11 protein-coding genes are annotated in these 15,423 nt (G+C 72.7%); 7 read left to right on the forward strand and 4 right to left on the reverse strand.

The genetic code is table 11. The features are described from left to right. Positions 1-321: 321 nt before the first annotated feature. Together ACZ38L_RS10515 and ACZ38L_RS10520 are read right to left on the reverse strand one after the other, a co-directional pair. The gene (locus ACZ38L_RS10515) at positions 322-675 is read right to left on the reverse strand and encodes an MmcQ/YjbR family DNA-binding protein (RefSeq protein ID WP_465691263.1); all 354 of its coding nucleotides are present in this window, start codon (positions 673-675) and stop codon (positions 322-324) included. 71 nt (positions 676-746) lie between these two features. Next, a complete protein-coding gene (locus ACZ38L_RS10520; RefSeq protein WP_465691265.1) occupies positions 747-1,424 on the reverse strand; it encodes a TetR/AcrR family transcriptional regulator in 678 nt (225 codons plus the stop codon). 351 nt (positions 1,425-1,775) lie between these two features. Between ACZ38L_RS10520 and ACZ38L_RS10525 the strand changes: the two genes are divergently transcribed. Then, positions 1,776-3,308 (forward strand): MFS transporter, encoded by a 1,533-nt coding sequence (locus ACZ38L_RS10525; protein ID WP_465691289.1) that lies wholly within the window; start codon positions 1,776-1,778, stop codon positions 3,306-3,308. A gap of 59 nt (positions 3,309-3,367) precedes the next feature. Here ACZ38L_RS10525 and ACZ38L_RS10530 read toward each other — a convergent pair whose 3' ends face one another. After that, on the reverse strand, positions 3,368-3,550 hold the full coding sequence (locus ACZ38L_RS10530; protein WP_465691267.1) for a hypothetical protein: 183 nt from the start codon (positions 3,548-3,550) through the stop codon (positions 3,368-3,370). A 128-nt stretch (positions 3,551-3,678) separates the two neighbouring features. Further along, positions 3,679-6,429 (reverse strand): pyruvate dehydrogenase (acetyl-transferring), homodimeric type, encoded by a 2,751-nt coding sequence (gene aceE / locus ACZ38L_RS10535; RefSeq protein WP_465691269.1) that lies wholly within the window; start codon positions 6,427-6,429, stop codon positions 3,679-3,681. Positions 6,430-7,005: 576 nt separating this feature from the next. Between aceE and ACZ38L_RS10540 the strand changes: the two genes are divergently transcribed. The 6 genes from ACZ38L_RS10540 to ACZ38L_RS10565 all read left to right on the forward strand — a co-directional run bounded on the left by ACZ38L_RS10540 (position 7,006) and on the right by ACZ38L_RS10565 (position 15,293). Further along, positions 7,006-7,443: a DUF3052 domain-containing protein gene (locus tag ACZ38L_RS10540; RefSeq protein ID WP_465691271.1), complete on the forward strand. Its 438-nt coding sequence runs from the start codon at positions 7,006-7,008 to the stop codon at positions 7,441-7,443. Between the two features lie 296 nt (positions 7,444-7,739). After that, a complete protein-coding gene (locus tag ACZ38L_RS10545) occupies positions 7,740-8,198 on the forward strand; it encodes a peroxiredoxin (protein WP_396566764.1) in 459 nt (152 codons plus the stop codon). 177 nt (positions 8,199-8,375) lie between these two features. Continuing rightward, a complete protein-coding gene (locus tag ACZ38L_RS10550; protein ID WP_396566766.1) occupies positions 8,376-8,951 on the forward strand; it encodes a TerD family protein in 576 nt (191 codons plus the stop codon). Positions 8,952-9,227: 276 nt separating this feature from the next. Continuing rightward, on the forward strand, positions 9,228-13,211 hold the full coding sequence (locus tag ACZ38L_RS10555) for a Pls/PosA family non-ribosomal peptide synthetase (RefSeq protein WP_465691273.1): 3,984 nt from the start codon (positions 9,228-9,230) through the stop codon (positions 13,209-13,211). A gap of 273 nt (positions 13,212-13,484) precedes the next feature. Beyond that, a complete protein-coding gene (locus tag ACZ38L_RS10560) occupies positions 13,485-14,069 on the forward strand; it encodes a TerD family protein (RefSeq protein ID WP_396566770.1) in 585 nt (194 codons plus the stop codon). 111 nt (positions 14,070-14,180) lie between these two features. Continuing rightward, positions 14,181-15,293 (forward strand): DUF475 domain-containing protein, encoded by a 1,113-nt coding sequence (locus tag ACZ38L_RS10565; protein ID WP_465691276.1) that lies wholly within the window; start codon positions 14,181-14,183, stop codon positions 15,291-15,293. The last annotated feature ends 130 nt before the right edge of the window (positions 15,294-15,423 follow it).

Raw genomic sequence — 15,423 nt, forward strand, 5'->3', positions numbered from 1 at the left:
TGGAGGGGGGATGGAATGAGAGAGGGGGAGATCGTCTCCCCCCCCGCCGACCGACTCCGCCCTCCGGTGGCTTTGTCCCCCCCCCCCCCCTCCGCCCCCTCCCCCCCCCCCCCCCCCCGGCGCCCGCGTCGGCCAGCACCGCGCAGGTGGCGAAGGCGCCGATCAGAATGCGCTTCAACCGCCTGCGCTGCATCGCGTCAACTCCTCGGGAACCTCGACCGTGACGACGGGCCGGGCCCGGTGGTCGTACGACTGTTGCTACGACCTGCCAGCGTAGATGTTCAAGAAGCGGGATGGCGGCGCATCAAACTGTGGGTTGGCTCACACCGGTGGCGGATTGACGGCGTCGAACTCCCGGACCAGGGCCTTGGGGGCGGTCCGGCGCCAGGCCTCGGCGAGCAGCCCGCGCAGCTCCTCGCGGTCCACCAGATCGAGCCGGATCCGCACCCAGCCGAACCGCCCGACGTACGGCGCGACGGAGAAGGTCTCCGGCTCGGCCGCGACGAGTTCGGCCTGCTCGACGGGGGAGGCCTTGACCGAGACGGTGTCGCCGCTCTCGGCGCCGAGCGCGAAGATCTTCTCGCCGACCCGCAGGGTGGTCTCACCCCAGGTCGGCCGCTCGGTGGCGCCGGGCAGCGCGAGGCCGAGCGCGCGGAACTCGTCGAAGGTGACCATGGCGTCAGCCTAGGGCGCGGCACTGTCACCCGAGCCGGGTAGCGCACGCCCGGCGCACATTCGGCCGGAGGTCAGCGCCAGTCGCCCGCCAGGGCCGGGGAGAGCTGGTCGACATGGCGCTCGATGATCGCCACCATGCTCTCCGGGCCGCTGTCCGAGGCCGGTTCCTCGACCGTGCTCCAGGCCAGGTGGGAGACCCGCAGCACGGCCCCGAAGATCGCGGCCAGCAGCCGCGGTCGCAGGTCGGTGGCCGGGTCCAGACCCTCGCGCTCGGCCAGGATGCCGGCCACCACCCGCTCCTGCTCGGTGGTCCGGCGCAGGTGGGCGGCGAGCAGGGTGGGGTTGGTCTCGATGAGCTGGAGCAGCTCCAGGGCCGCGACCACCCGCCGGTGGCCGGAGTCGCGGGTGGAGCCGAAGCCCCGCCAGCAGGCGGTGATCGCGGACCGTAGCGCCTGGAGCGGGTTCTCCTCGGGGGGCCGGCGGCGCAGGCAGTCGATGAAGAAGTCCTCGGCGTCCGCCAGTACGGCGAGCGCGGCCTCCTCCTTGTTGGCGAAGTAGCGGAAGAACGTGCGCTGCGAGACGTCCACCGCGGCGGCGATCTCGTCGACCGTGGTGGCGGCGTAGCCCCGGCTCAGGAACAGGCTGTGCGCGGCGTCCACCAGGGCGTCCCGGGTGCGCTGCTTCTTCCGTTCGCGCAGGCCCGGCACCTGGCAGGGGTGTGCGGCGGCAGCCGTCGGATTGGGGGCCATGAGATCCACGATAGCGCTCTGTCAGATGTCAGCAATGGTCAGAAGACAGTTATTGCCGATTGTCAGCTACTGTCATAACGTCGGAACGGTGGCGCCCGCCAAGGCCGGAGTGCTCGTGGGGACGGGCGGGGCCCGGGCGCCACCCGACCCTGCTCGCCAGCCTCCGGAAGGCCTCGTCGATGAGCCAGTCCGACCTCCAGACCGCCCGGGCGGGGGTGTCGCCCCCGCGCGACACCCCCCCCCCCACACCCCCCCCCCCCCGCCCCCCCCCCCCCCCCCCCCCCCCCCCCCCCCCCCCCCTCCCCCCCTCTCCCCCCCCCCCCCCCCCCCCCCCCCCCCGACCGCCCCGGCCTGCGCGGCCACCCCTGGCTGACCCTGCTCACCGTGGCGGTCGGCGTCATGATGGTGGCGCTCGACGGGACCGTGGTCGCCATCGCCAACCCGGTCATCCAGACCGACCTGCACGCCTCGCCCGCCGACATCCAGTGGGTGACCAGCGGCTACCTGCTGGCCCTCGCGGTCTTCCTGATCACCGCCGGCAAGATCGGCGACCGGTTCGGCCACCGGACCACGTTCCTGGTCGGCGCGGCGGGCTTCGCCGCCACCTCGGCCGCGATCGGCTTCGCCGGCAGCATCCAGACCGTGATCGCCTTCCGGGTCCTGCAGGGCCTCTTCGGCGCGCTGCTCCAGCCCGCCGCACTCGGCCTGCTGCGCGGGGCCTTCCCGGCCGAGCGGCTCAACATGGCGATCGGCATCTGGGGCGGCGTGATCGGCGCCTCCACGGCGGCCGGTCCGATCATCGGCGGCCTGCTGGTCGAGCACGTGAGCTGGGAGTCGGTCTTCTTCATCAACATCCCGGTCGGGCTGCTCGCGGTGCTGCTGGGCCTGTGGATCCTGCGGGACGTCCGGAGCGAGAACGCCGCCAGGTCCTTCGACCTGCCCGGCATCGTGCTGCTCTCGGGCGCGATGTTCATGCTGGTCTGGGGCATCATCAAGGCCCCGGCCTGGGGCTGGGGCGATGCGTCCACGCTGCTCTTCCTGGGCGGCGCGGTGCTCGCCATGGCGGCCTTCGCGTTCTGGCAGACCCGGGCGAAGGAGCCGCTGATCCCGCTCACCCTGTTCCGCTCGGTGCCGCTCTCCGCGGGCACCCTGCTGATGGTGCTGATGGCCTTCGCCTTCTTCGGGGCGATCTTCTTCGTCACCTTCTACCTGCAGAACGTGCACGGGATGACGCCGGTGCAGGCGGGCGTCCACCTGCTGCCGATGACCGGGATGATGATCGTCGGCAGTCCGCTGGCGGGCACCGCGATCGGCCGGATCGGGCCGCGGATCCCGATCGCGGTCGGCATGCTGCTCACCGCGGTGGCGATGTTCGGGATGTCCACCCTGGGCACCGGCTCCGGCGGCGCGGTGATGTCGCTCTGGTTCGTGCTGCTGGGCCTGGGCATCAGCCCGGTCATGGTCGGCGCCACCGAGGTGATCGTCGGCAACGCCCCGCTGGAGCTGTCCGGCGTGGCGGGCGGCCTGCAGCAGGCCGCGATGCAGGTCGGCGGCAGCCTCGGCACCGCGGTGCTCGGTGCGCTGATGGCCGCCAAGGTCGGTGACGTGCTGCCGGGCAACTGGGCGGCGAAGACCCACCTGCCGCTGCCGCGGGGCGAGCAGCTGGCCCAGCTCAAGCAGGGCGCCCAGGTCGGCGTCGCCGGGGCGGCCCCCGGGACCCCGGCGCCGGTCGCGCACGCCATCGCCGACGCCGTGCACAGCTCGTTCGTCAGCGGCATGTCGTTGGCCTTCGCGGTGGCCTCGGTGGTCGCGCTGGCCGCCGCCGCGCTGGGTCTGCTCACCAAGCGCGGCTCGACGGACGCGGGCCCCGCGGTGCACATCTGAGCCGTCCCCCGAACGGGGCGAACGCCGGCCGCTGCTCCAGCGGTCGGCGTTCGTGGTGTTCAGCGGCTTTCCGGCGGATCGTTGGCCGCCTCCAGCAGGGCACGGGCGCGGTGCAGGTAGCGGGTGCGCTCCTCGCGTTCCAGGTCGGGGAAGTAGGCCTGCAGCCGGTTGCTCGCCTCCACCGGGGAGAGGTGCAGTTCGGTCAGCAGGAAGCGGGCCCGGGCGGTGATCTCCTCGTTCATGCGCCGATCATCGCCACCGCGGGCCCCACGGGCCCGCCGGGCTGGGCCGACCGGGCGACGACGCGTACGCCCGAGGGCCGGACTCCGCACGGGAGTCCGGCCCTCGGGGTGTCAGCTCGACCGACCGGTCAGGCGTCGCCGCCCGCGTTGCCCGGGTCGGCGGCGGACACGTCCAGCAGCTGGTAGCGGTCCACCGCCTCCTTCAGCGCGTGCCGCTCGATCTTGCCCTGCTTGGCCAGCTCGGTGAGCACGCCGAGCACCACCGACTGCGCGTCGATGTGGAAGAACCGGCGCGCGGCGCCGCGGGTGTCGGCGAAGCCGAAGCCGTCCGCGCCCAGCGACTGGTACTGGCCCGGCACCCAGCGCGCGATCTGGTCCGGCACCGCGCGCATCCAGTCGGAGACCGCGACGAACGGGCCCTCGGCACCGGAGAGCTTCTGCGTCACGTACGGGACGCGCTGCGGCTCCTCCGGGTGCAGCAGGTTGAACTCCTCGGTCTCCACCGCGTCGCGGCGCAGCTCGTTCCAGGAGGTCGCCGACCAGACGTCCGCCCGGACGTTCCACTCCTCGGCGAGGATCCGCTGGGCCTCCAGGGCCCACGGCACCGCGACACCCGAGGCGAGGATCTGCGCCGGGATCTGGCCGGCGGTGCCCGGGGCGTACTTGTGGATGCCCTTGAGGATGCCCTCGACGTCGACGTTCTCGGGCTCGGCCGGCATCTTGATCGGCTCGTTGTAGACCGTCATGTAGTAGAAGACGTCCTCGCCGTGCGGGTGCTCGGCGGTGGAGCCGTACATCCGGCGCAGGCCGTCCTGCACGATGTGCGCGATCTCGAAGCCGTAGGCCGGGTCGTAGGCGACCACGGCCGGGTTGGTCGAGGCGAGCAGGTGCGAGTGGCCGTCGGCGTGCTGCAGGCCCTCACCGGTCAGCGTGGTGCGGCCGGCGGTGGCACCCAGCACGAAGCCGCGGGCCAGCTGGTCGGCCATCTGCCAGAACTGGTCGCCGGTGCGCTGGAACCCGAACATCGAGTAGAAGACGTAGACCGGGATCAGCGGCTCGCCGTGGGTGGCGTAGGACGACCCGGCGGCGATCAGCGAGGCGGTGCAGCCCGCCTCGGAGATGCCGTCGTGCAGCATCTGGCCGGTCGGCGACTCCTTGTAGGCGAGCAGCAGCTCGCGGTCGACCGACTCGTAGGTCTGGCCGAGCGGGTTGTAGATCTTCGCCGACGGGAAGAGCGAGTCCATGCCGAAGGTGCGGTACTCGTCGGGCGCGATCGGCACGAAGCGGTTGCCGATGCCCTTGTCCCGCATCAGGTCCTTGAGCAGTCGGACGAACGCCATGGTGGTGGCGATGGTCTGGTTGCCGGAACCCTTCTTGACCGCCTTGTAGGCGTCGTCGCCCGGGAGCTCCAGCTGCCGCGGCCGCACCTTGCGGGTCGGCACGTAGCCGCCCAGCTCGCGCCGGCGGTCGTGCATGTACTGGATCTCCTCCGAGTCACGGCCCGGGTGGTAGTAGGGCGGGTAGCCCTCCTCCAGCTGCTTGTCCGTGATCGGGATGTGCAGGCGGTCGCGGAAGCGCTTCAGGTCCTCGACCGTCAGCTTCTTCATCTGGTGGGTGGCGTTGCGGCCCTCGAAGTTGGGGCCCAGCGTCCAGCCCTTGACGGTCTGCGCCAGGATGACGGTCGGCTGGCCCTTGTGCTCGCGGGCCGCCTTGAAGGCCGCGTAGACCTTCTTGTGGTCGTGACCGCCGCGACCCAGGTGCTGGATCTGCTGGTCGGTCATGTCCTCGACCATCTTGCGCAGCCGCAGGTCGTCACCGAAGAAGTGCTCGCGGATGTACGAGCCGGTCTCGGTGGCGTAGGTCTGGAACTGGCCGTCCGGGGTCGCGTTCAGCTTGTTGACCAGGACGCCGTCGCGGTCCTGGGCCAGCAGCGGGTCCCAGGTGCGGTCCCAGATCAGCTTGATCACGTTCCAGCCGGCACCGCGGAACTGCGACTCCAGCTCCTGGATGATCTTGCCGTTGCCGCGGACCGGGCCGTCCAGGCGCTGCAGGTTGCAGTTGACCACGAAGGTCAGGTTGTCCAGGCCCTCGCGGGCGGCGAGCGACAGCTGGCCGAGCGACTCGGGCTCGTCCATCTCGCCGTCGCCGAGGAAGGCGTAGACGTGCGACTGGGAGGTGTCCTTGATGCCGCGGTGCTCCAGGTACCGGTTCATCCGGGCCTGGTAGATCGCGCCGAGCGGGCCGAGGCCCATCGAGACGGTCGGGAACTCCCAGAAGTCCGGCATCAGCCGCGGGTGCGGGTAGCTGGACAGGCCGTAGGGGGCCTTCGACTTCTCCTGGCGGAAGGCGTCGAGCTGCTGCTCGCTCAGTCGGTCCAGCAGGAAGGCGCGGGCGTAGATGCCGGGGGAGGCGTGGCCCTGGAAGAAGATCTGGTCGCCGGACTCGCCGTCGGCGTCCTTGCCGCGGAAGAAGTAGTTGAAGCCCACGTCGTACAGCGACGCGGAGGAGGCGAAGGTGGCGATGTGGCCGCCGACGCCGATGCCCGGGCGCTGGGCACGGGAGACCATCACGGCCGCGTTCCAGCGGGTCGCGTTGAGGACCTTGCGCTCGATCTCCTCGTTGCCGGGGAAGAACGGCTCGTCCTTGGTGGCGATGGTGTTGACGTAGTCCGTGCTGCGCATCTCGGGCACGGCGACACGCTTCTCGCGGGCGCGCTCGATCAGCCGCAGCATCAGGTAGCGGGCGCGCTCGCGGCCCCGCTCGTCGATGGCCGCGTCAAGCGACTCCAGCCATTCCGCGGTCTCCTCGGGATCGAAGTCCGGGACCTGACTCGGAAGGCCGCCAATGATGATCGGGTTGCGATCTGATCCGGAAGCCACGCTGTTCCTTCACTGTCGGTCGAAACTGAGGTGTGTCGCGCCGCCTCCATCGTGTACCGCAACTCGGAGATCCGTCATCTCTACCGATGGGTAACCGGGCCGCCCGGTAAGGCGGAACGGTCAGGGGGCGCGGACCGGGCGTCGTCGCCCGGTCCGGGCACCCCCGGGTGTTACGAAGAGGTGGTCCGACCAGGTACCTGTGCTGCTGTCCGGCCCGGATCGGTCCGGGCCGGAAGGCCGCCAGGCTCCCCGTCCGTCCGATGGCGGAAGGCCGGGGTGAGGGCCAACAGGAGACTCTACGCCCGTGATCGCGGTGCCCTCGAATGACGTTCGTATCGCGGGCAGCCGCGCGGGCGCGGGGAGCCGCCGGCGGAATGGCATCCGCAGCATGGGCGAACGCCGTACAAAAGGGCAAATCGGTGTGATTTCCAACACGGGAACCGGCGTGTTGTGCCACGACACGTCAACCTTTGGGTGGGATCGGGGGTCGGGTACTTGCGCGAACCGCCGCTCCCGTGTGGACTACGGCCACAGCCCTGGCACCGACGCCGGGCCGAAATACTGGAGGTTATTCCCGTGAGCGCGACCGCGGACCCCGCGGACAAGTCCAACCCGGCTTACCGTCTGGGCTTCGAGGAGGGCCAGATCGTTCAGGAGCTCGGGTACGACGAGGACACCGACCAGGAGCTCCGCGAGGGCATCGAGGACATCACTGGTACGGAGCTCGTCGACGAGGACTATGACGACGTCGCCGACGCCGTCGTGCTGTGGCACCGCGAGGAGGACGGGGATCTGACCGATGCCCTCGTCGACGCCCAGGAGTACCTGGCCCCGGAGGGCCTGATCTGGCTGCTGACCCCGAAGACCGGTCGGGACGGCCACGTCGAGGCCCACGAGATCAACGAGGCGGCGCGGACCGCCGGCCTCTCCGCGACCAGCTCGGTCTCGATCGCCAAGGACTGGGCCGGCACCCGGCTGGCCACCCCGAAGGCCGCCAAGTCCGGCAAGCGCTGAGTCGCTCCCGAGGCCGCCCGGCGGGCCCTCGGACCGGCCGCACGGGCCCCGCTGGAGCTTCCTCCAGCGGGGCCCGTGCGCATCGCCGCGCCGACTGTGCGGGCCGCCGGACGGCCTGTTCGCCGCGGGCGAAACTCTGCTGAAAGGGACCGGTGCGCTCACTCGTCCGGTCGAACCCGGCGAAATCGATGCAAGGATGAGCGCGCGGTCCGCCGGCTCCGTGCGGGCCCGCGGCTACCGCGCGTTCTCCCGAGGCGTCCCGCGCGACGCGATCACTGCTGAGAAAGGTCGTCACCATGGCCGTCGAGGTCGGCACCCAGGCTCCGGACTTCGAGCTCAAGAACCAGCACGGCGAGCTGGTCAAGCTCTCCGACTTCCGGGGCGAGAAGAACGTCGTCCTGGTCTTCTACCCGTTCGCCTTCACCGGTGTCTGCACCGGCGAGGTCTGCGCGATCCAGAAGGAGCTGCCGCGGCTGCAGAACGACGAGGTGCAGATCCTCGCGGTCTCCAACGACTCGCCGTTCACCCTGCGCGTCTTCGCCGAGAAGGAGGGCCTGGAGTACCCGCTGCTCTCGGACTTCTGGCCGCACGGTGCCGCCTCCCGTGCCTACGGCGTCTTCGACGAGGAGAAGGGCTGCGCGGTGCGCGGCACCTTCGTGATCGACAAGGAGGGCGTGGTGCGCTGGTCGGTCGTCAACGGCCTGCCGGACGCCCGCGACGAGCAGGAGTACCTGAAGGTGCTCGGCGCGCTCTGAGGCCACCGACGCGGCCCGGTGTGCCCGTCCCGAACGGGCCACGCCGGGCCGCGTCGCCGTCCGTCGGGGAACCCGGCACTACGATCGGGCCGTTGACTGGGACGAGGGACCCGCTCGGGGCCTCGGACCGCACCACGGGGGTCTCCACCCGGTACCCCCCGATTCTTGGAGGATCCAGTGGGTGTCAGCCTGAGCAAGGGCGGCAATGTCTCGCTCACCAAGGAGGCCCCGGGCCTGACCGCCGTCGTCGTCGGTCTGGGCTGGGACGCCCGCACCACCACCGGCGCGGAGTTCGACCTCGACGCCAGCGCGCTGCTCTGCACCGAGGCCGGCAAGGTCGCGAAGGACGCGGACTTCGTCTTCTTCAACAACCTGCGCAGCCCCGACGGCTCGGTCGAGCACACCGGGGACAACCTCACCGGTGAGGGCGAGGGCGACGACGAGACGATCAAGGTCAACCTGGCCGCGGTGCCGGCCGGCGTGGCGAAGATCGTCTTCCCGGTCTCGATCTACGACGCGGAGACCCGGCTGCAGAACTTCGGCCAGGTCCGCAACGCCTACATCCGGGTGGTCAACCAGGCCGGCGGTCAGGAGATCGCCCGCTACGACCTGACCGAGGACGCCTCCACCGAGACCGCGATGGTCTTCGGTGAGCTGTACCGCAACGCCGGCGAGTGGAAGTTCCGGGCCATCGGCCAGGGCTACGCCTCCGGCCTGCGCGGCATCGCCCAGGACTTCGGCGTCAACGTCTGATCCCGGCCCCCGCCGTCGTTCTCGGGCGTACAGCAGTGCCGGCTTCGGACGCCGGTCAGATTTGCGTTCATTCTCCCGTATCGCATCGTCTGAGAATTCCGTTAGGCACTGGCCGGTATGCCAGGTGTGCCCATGCGCTGTCACTAGCCTCGCCGAGGTGGTGAGCGCCGGGGGCGACCGTACGGGGCTGCCGCGCGACCGCCGCCGCGTCCGGGGCCACACCCCGCGCGCCGCAACCAGAGACCGCGCACCTCACAGGAATCCCGAACCAGACCTATGCCGCTGACTGACGACCGGGGGACCGCCGGGAGCGGGGTGAGCGGGCCGAGCGCCACCACCGGAGCGCGCTGGCCGCTCGCCCCCGCCGCCGCTGCCCGAACCCTGCTCGACGTACTCGAGGCCACCGCCGAGACCACCCCGCACGCGCCGGCCCTGGACGCCGGCGGCACGACGCTCGACTACCGCGCACTGCTCCGGGAGGTCGCCGAGCTGGCCGGGCGGCTCGCCGGAGCCGGGATCGGCACCGGTGACCGGGTGGGCGTCCGGGTGCCCTCCGGCACCGCCGAGCTCTACCTCGCCATCCTCGCGGTACTGCGGGTGGGCGCCGCCTACGTGCCGGTGGACGCCGACGACCCGGACGAGCGGGCCGAGCTGATCTGGGCCGACGCCGGGGTCTGCGCGGTGCTCGGCGCGGGCGGCGTCCTGCGGCCGGGCCCGCGGGTGCGCCCCGGCGGCCACCCGGGCCGTCCCACGCCGCAGGACGACGCGTGGATCATCTTCACCTCCGGCACCACCGGGCGGCCCAAGGGCGTCGCGGTCAGCCACCGCTCGGCCGCCGCCTTCGTGGACGCCGAGGCCCGGCTCTTCCTCCGGGGCCGCCCGCTCGGCCCGGGCGACCGGGTGCTGGCCGGGCTCTCGGTCGCCTTCGACGCCTCCTGTGAGGAGATGTGGCTGGCCTGGCGGCACGGCGCCTGCCTGGTCCCGGCCCCGCGCTCGCTGGTCCGGGCCGGTGCCGACCTCGGCCCCTGGCTGGTCGAGCGCGGCATCACGGTGGTCTCCACCGTGCCCACCCTGGTCGCGCTCTGGCCGGTGGACTGCCTGGAGCGGGTCCGGCTGCTGGTCCTCGGCGGCGAGGCCTGCCCGGCCGAGCTGGTCGAGCGGTTGGCCGGGCCGGGCCGCGAGCTGTGGAACACCTACGGTCCGACCGAGACCACCGTGGTGGCCTGCGCGGCGTTACTCACCCCGGGCCAGCCGGTCCGGATCGGCGCGCCGCTGGACGGCTGGGAGCTGGCCGTGGTGGACGCGCGGGGCCGGCCGGTGGCCTGGCACGAGACCGGCGAACTGCTGATCGGCGGCGTCGGCACCGCCCGCTACCTGGACCCGGCCAAGGACGCCGAGAAGTTCACCGGCCACCCCGGGCTGCACAGTCCCCGGGTCTACCGCAGTGGCGACCTGGTCCGGGCCGACCCCGCCGGCCTGGTCTTCGTCGGCCGCGCCGACGAGCAGGTCAAGCTGGCCGGGCGGCGGATCGAGCTGGGCGAGGTCGACGCGGCGCTGCGGGCGCTGCCCGGGGTGCGGGCCGCCGCGGCTGCCGTCCGGGACACCCCGGCCGGTGGGCAGCTGCTGGTCGGCTACCTGGTCCTGGAACACCCCGGCTCGTCCTTCGAGCCCGCGGCCGCGCGGGCCCTGCTGTTGGAACGGCTGCCGCAGTCGCTGGTCCCGGTGCTGGCCGTGGTGGCCGAGCTGCCGACCAGGACCTCCGGCAAGGTGGACCGCGCCGCGCTGCCCTGGCCGCTGGCCGTCGCGACCGCCGAGCCCGCCGCCGCGCCGCGGCTGGCCGGCACCGCCGGCTGGCTGGCCGAGCAGTGGGAGCGACTGCTCGGCCAGCCGGTGACCGGGGAGAGCGACTTCTTCGCGCTCGGCGGCACCAGCCTGGCCGCCGCCCGGCTGGTCTCGGTGCTGCGCACCCGCTGCCCCGGCGTCTCGGTCGCCGACGTCTACGCGCACCCCGGGTTGGAGCGGCTGGCGGCCCGGCTGGACGAGCTGACCGGGCCGCCGCGCGAGCGGCGCCGGGTCCGGCCCACCCCGCGCTACGTCGGCGTGCTGCAGCTGCTGGTGCTGACCGTGCTGCACAGCGTCACCGGCCTGCGCTGGCTGCTCGGGCTGGCCGCGCTGGACAACCTGACCGGGTTGACCGGCGGCGGGCTGCCGTGGACCCCGCACACCCCCTGGTGGCTGATCCTGGCCGGCTGGACCGTGCTGGCCAGCGCCCCGGCCCGGCTCGCCATCGGGGCCGGCGCGGCCCGGCTGCTGACCGCCGGCCTGCGGCCCGGCAGCCACCCGCGCGGCGGCTCGGCGCACCTGCGGCTCTGGGCGGCCGAGCGGGTGGTCGGGGCCTTCAACGTGTCCGCGACGCTGGGCACCCCGTGGGCCCGGCACTACGCCCGGGCGCTGGGCTGCCAGGTCGGCGCGGACGTCGACCTGCACGCGATGCCGCCGGTCACCGGGCTGGCCCGGTTCGGCGACGGCTGCGCGGTCGAGCCGGGGACCGACCTGGCCGGCTGGTGGTTGGACGGCGACGTGCTGCACCTGGGCAGCGTGGAGATCGGCGCCGGGGCCCGGGTCGGCACCCGCAGCACGCTGATGCCGGGCGCCCGGGTGGGCGACGGCGCGGAGCTGGCGGCGGGCAGCTCGGTGCTCGGCGAGGTGCCTGCCGGGCAGCAGTGGTACGGCTCGCCGGCCCGCCCGGTGCCCGGTGGGGCGCCCGCGGGAACCGGCTGGCCGCTGCCCGCGCACCGCCGCTCGCGCGGCTGGGACCTGGCCTACGGCCTCGGCCTGGTCGGCCTCGGGCTGATGCCGCTGGTCGCCGTGCTGCCCGCGCTGGCGCTGCTCTGCCCGCTGCTCGACGAGGACCGCACGCTGGGCGACGCTCTGGTCCAGCTGGTGGTCTGGACGCCGCTGCTGGTGGCCGTCTCGGTGCTCTGCTACGCGGTCCTGACGGTCGTTCTGGTCCGGCTGGCCGGGCTGGGGATCCGGCCCGGCCACCACCCCGCGCACGGACGGGTCGCCTGGTGCGCCTGGCTGATCACCCGGCTGATGGAGACCTCGCGCGGCGCGCTCTTCCCGTTCTACGCGAGCCTGTTCACCCCGGTCTGGCTGCGGCTGCTGGGGGCCCGGATCGGCCGGCGGGTGGAGCTCTCCACGCTGGCCGCGCTGCCCGGGCAGCTACGGGTGGACGACGGCGCGTTCCTGGCCGACGACACCCTGGTCGCGCCGTTCGAGGTACGCGGTGGCTGGCTGCGGATCGGCGCCGCGCGGGTCGGCCGACGGGCCTTCGTCGGCAACTCCGCAATCGTCGGGGCGGGCCGCGAGCTGCCGGACAACGCACTGGTCGGGGTGCTCTCGGACGCCCCCGCGCAGGCCGCGCCGGGGTCGTCCTGGCTGGGCCGGCCGGCGATCGCGCTGCCCCGGACGGCGCAGTCGGGCGACCCGGGCCGCACCTACGAACCGCCGCGCCGGTTGGTGCTGGCCCGGGCCGCGGTGGAGCTCTGCCGGTTCCTGCCGCTGATCTGCGCCGGCCTGCTGGGTGACCTGGCGTTCGGCGCGCTGCAGGAGGTGGTGGACCGGGAGGGGCTGGCGGCCGCGGCGGCCTGCGCCGGGCTGGTGCTGCTCGGCGCGGGGATCGCCGCCTGCGTCACCACCACGGTGGCGAAGTGGCTGCTGGTGGGGCGGTTCCGGGTGGCCGAGTACCCGCTCTGGTCCAGCTTCGTCTGGCGCAACGAGCTGTACGACACCTTCCTCGAGGAGCTGGCGATGCCCTGGCTCGGCCGGACGCTGCTCGGCACGCCGTTCCTCAACGTCTGGCTGCGCAGCCTTGGGGTGCGGATCGGGCGCGGGGTGTGGTGCGAGACGCACTGGCTGCCGGAGACCGACCTGATGACGCTGGCGGACGGGGCGTCGGTCAACCGGGGCACGGTGGTGCAGACCCACCTGTTCCACGACCGGGTGATGCGGCTGGACACCGTGCACATCGCGGAGGGGGCCACGCTGGGGCCGAACTCGATCACGCTGCCGGGCACGGTGCTCGGGGCGGGCTGCGTGGTGGGGGCGGCGTCGCTGGTGATGCGCGGCGAGGAGCTGCCGGCCGGCACCCGGTGGGCGGGCAACCCGGTGGCGGCCTGGCCGGAGCCGGACGCCCGCGCCGAGCGGGCGCCGCGACGGCGCGCGGAGCGCCACCCGGTGGACGCCGCCTCCCGCTGACCGCCGGCGGCGCCGTCCGACGCCTGGTCAGACCCCCTGCGCGGCTGCCGCCGCCCCGCCCTTGGACCGGGTGGGCGGCAGCCACGCTGATAAGTTCCCCTAGTTCAGGAAGTTCAGTGCCGAGGCAGTGGCCGCGGGGCGGTACGGGGGGCTAGACCTGATGGTGCGCCTCTCCGTGTCACCGCGCGGTCCGGGCCCCGGCCGGTTGTCCCCGGAGTCCGGTAACTGACGGTGTCCCAGCCGGGGCGCCAGGGAGTGGGAGGAAGAACCACCATGAGTGTCACGCTCGCCAAGGGCGGCAACGTCTCGCTGAGCAAGGCCGCGCCGAACCTGACGCAGGTGCAGATCGGCCTGGGCTGGGACGCCCGCTCGACCACCGGCGCGCCCTTCGACCTCGACGCCAGCGCGCTGCTCTGCGCCGGCGGCCGGGTGCTGGGCGACGAGTACTTCGTCTTCTACAACAACCTCAAGAGCCCCGAGGGCTCGGTCGAGCACCTGGGCGACAACCTGGTGGGCGGCACCGAGGGCGACGAGGGTGACGAGGAGGTCGTGCTGGTCAACCTCGACCTGGTGCCGGCCCAGGTGGACAAGGTGGTCTTCCCGGTCTCGATCTACGACGCCGAGGCCCGGCTGCAGAGCTTCGGGCAGGTTCGCAACGCCTACATCCGGGTGGTGAACCAGGCCAACGGGCAGGAGATCGCGCGCTACGACCTGACCGAGGACGCGTCCAGCGAGACCGCCATGATCTTTGGTGAGCTGTACCGCTACCAGGGGGAGTGGAAGTTCCGCGCCGTGGGCCAGGGGTACGCCTCCGGTCTTCGCGGCATCGCCCTCGACTTCGGCGTCAACGTACAGTAAAGGGACCGTCAAGAACGCGCCCTGAACTCGAGGGCAGTGCGGGGGGCCTGCCCGGGAACACGCCCGGGCGGGAGGGGCGCCCCGGCGCCTCCTGAACCGAAAGGTATCCCCGTGTTTCTCCGCACCTTCGGCTGGTCGTTCGCGGTCACCGTGGCCGGCCTGATCGCCGCCGGGCTGATCTGGGGCGCCCAGGGCTTCGGCCTGGTACTGATCCTGGCGATTCTGGAGATCTCGCTCTCCTTCGACAACGCGGTGGTCAACGCCACGGTGCTGCGGCGGATGACCCCGTTCTGGCAGAGGGTCTTCCTGACCGTCGGCGTGCTGATCGCGGTGGTCGGCATGCGACTGGTCTTCCCGCTGCTGGTGGTCGGGCTGACCGCGCACATCGGCCCGGACACCGTGCTCAACCTGGCACTCCACTCGGGCCACACCTACCAGGGGCTGACCTACGGTCAGCACCTGGCGGCCGCCAAGCCGGCCATCGCGGCCTTCGGTGGAACGTTCCTGCTGATGATCTTCCTGGACTTCGTGCTCGGGGAGAAGGACTTCCACTGGCTGCGCTGGATCGAGCGGCCGCTGGAGCGGATCGGCCGGCTGGAGGCGCTGGCCTCGGTGATCGCCCTGACCGCGCTGGTCCTGGTGGCGCGGTTCTTCGCGGGGGCGCACGCCGAAACGGTTCTGCTGGCCGGCGTGCTCGGGTTGGCGAGCTACCTGGCGGTGGGTGGCCTCTCCGGCGTCTTCGAGAACTCGCTGGAGGCGGAGGAGGAGGTCGAGGAGGAGGCCGAGCGGCAGGGCCGCCCGCTGGCCGCGGTGGCCGGCAAGGCCGCGTTCTTCCTCTTCCTCTACCTGGAGGTGCTGGACGCCTCGTTCTCCTTCGACGGGGTGGTCGGCGCCTTCGCGATCTCCAACGACATCTTCCAGATCACCCTGGGCCTGGGCATCGGCGCGATGTACATCCGCTCGCTGACCGTCTTCCTGGTCCGCAAGGGGACCCTGGACGAGTACGTCTACCTGGAGCACGGCGCGCACTACGCGATCGGCGCGCTGGCGGCGATCCTGCTGCTCTCCATCAAGCACGAGATCCCCGAGGTGGTCACCGGGCTGATCGGGGTGGCCTTCATCGGGGCCGCGCTGGCCTCCTCGATGGTCCGCAACCGGCGCGCGGAGGTGCCGGCGGAGACCGGGTCGGCGGCGGTGGGAGCCGGTCGCGGCCACGGCGGCTGACCCGCCCGGCCGGACGGGGCCGGACGCAACACGGCGGGGGGGGGGGGGGGGGGGGGGGGGGGGGGGGGGGGGGGGGGGGGGGGGGGGGGGGGGGGGGGGGGGGGGGGGGGGGGGGTGGGGGGGGGGGGGG

The sequence above is a fragment of the Kitasatospora sp. NPDC024654 genome (genome assembly GCF_055559155.1).

Bases quoted from the DNA above. Each gene is read 5' to 3' on its own strand.
- ACZ38L_RS10515 (WP_465691263.1), bottom strand. From the start codon at position 675: ATGGTCACCTTCGACGAGTTCCGCGCGCTCGGCCTCGCGCTGCCCGGC.
- ACZ38L_RS10520 (WP_465691265.1), bottom strand. From the start codon at position 1,424: ATGGCCCCCAATCCGACGGCTGCCGCCGCACACCCCTGCCAGGTGCCG.
- ACZ38L_RS10530 (WP_465691267.1), bottom strand. From the start codon at position 3,550: ATGAACGAGGAGATCACCGCCCGGGCCCGCTTCCTGCTGACCGAACTG.
- ACZ38L_RS10545 (WP_396566764.1), top strand. From the start codon at position 7,740: ATGGCCGTCGAGGTCGGCACCCAGGCTCCGGACTTCGAGCTCAAGAAC.
- ACZ38L_RS10555 (WP_465691273.1), top strand. From the start codon at position 9,228: ATGCCGCTGACTGACGACCGGGGGACCGCCGGGAGCGGGGTGAGCGGG.
- ACZ38L_RS10560 (WP_396566770.1), top strand. From the start codon at position 13,485: ATGAGTGTCACGCTCGCCAAGGGCGGCAACGTCTCGCTGAGCAAGGCC.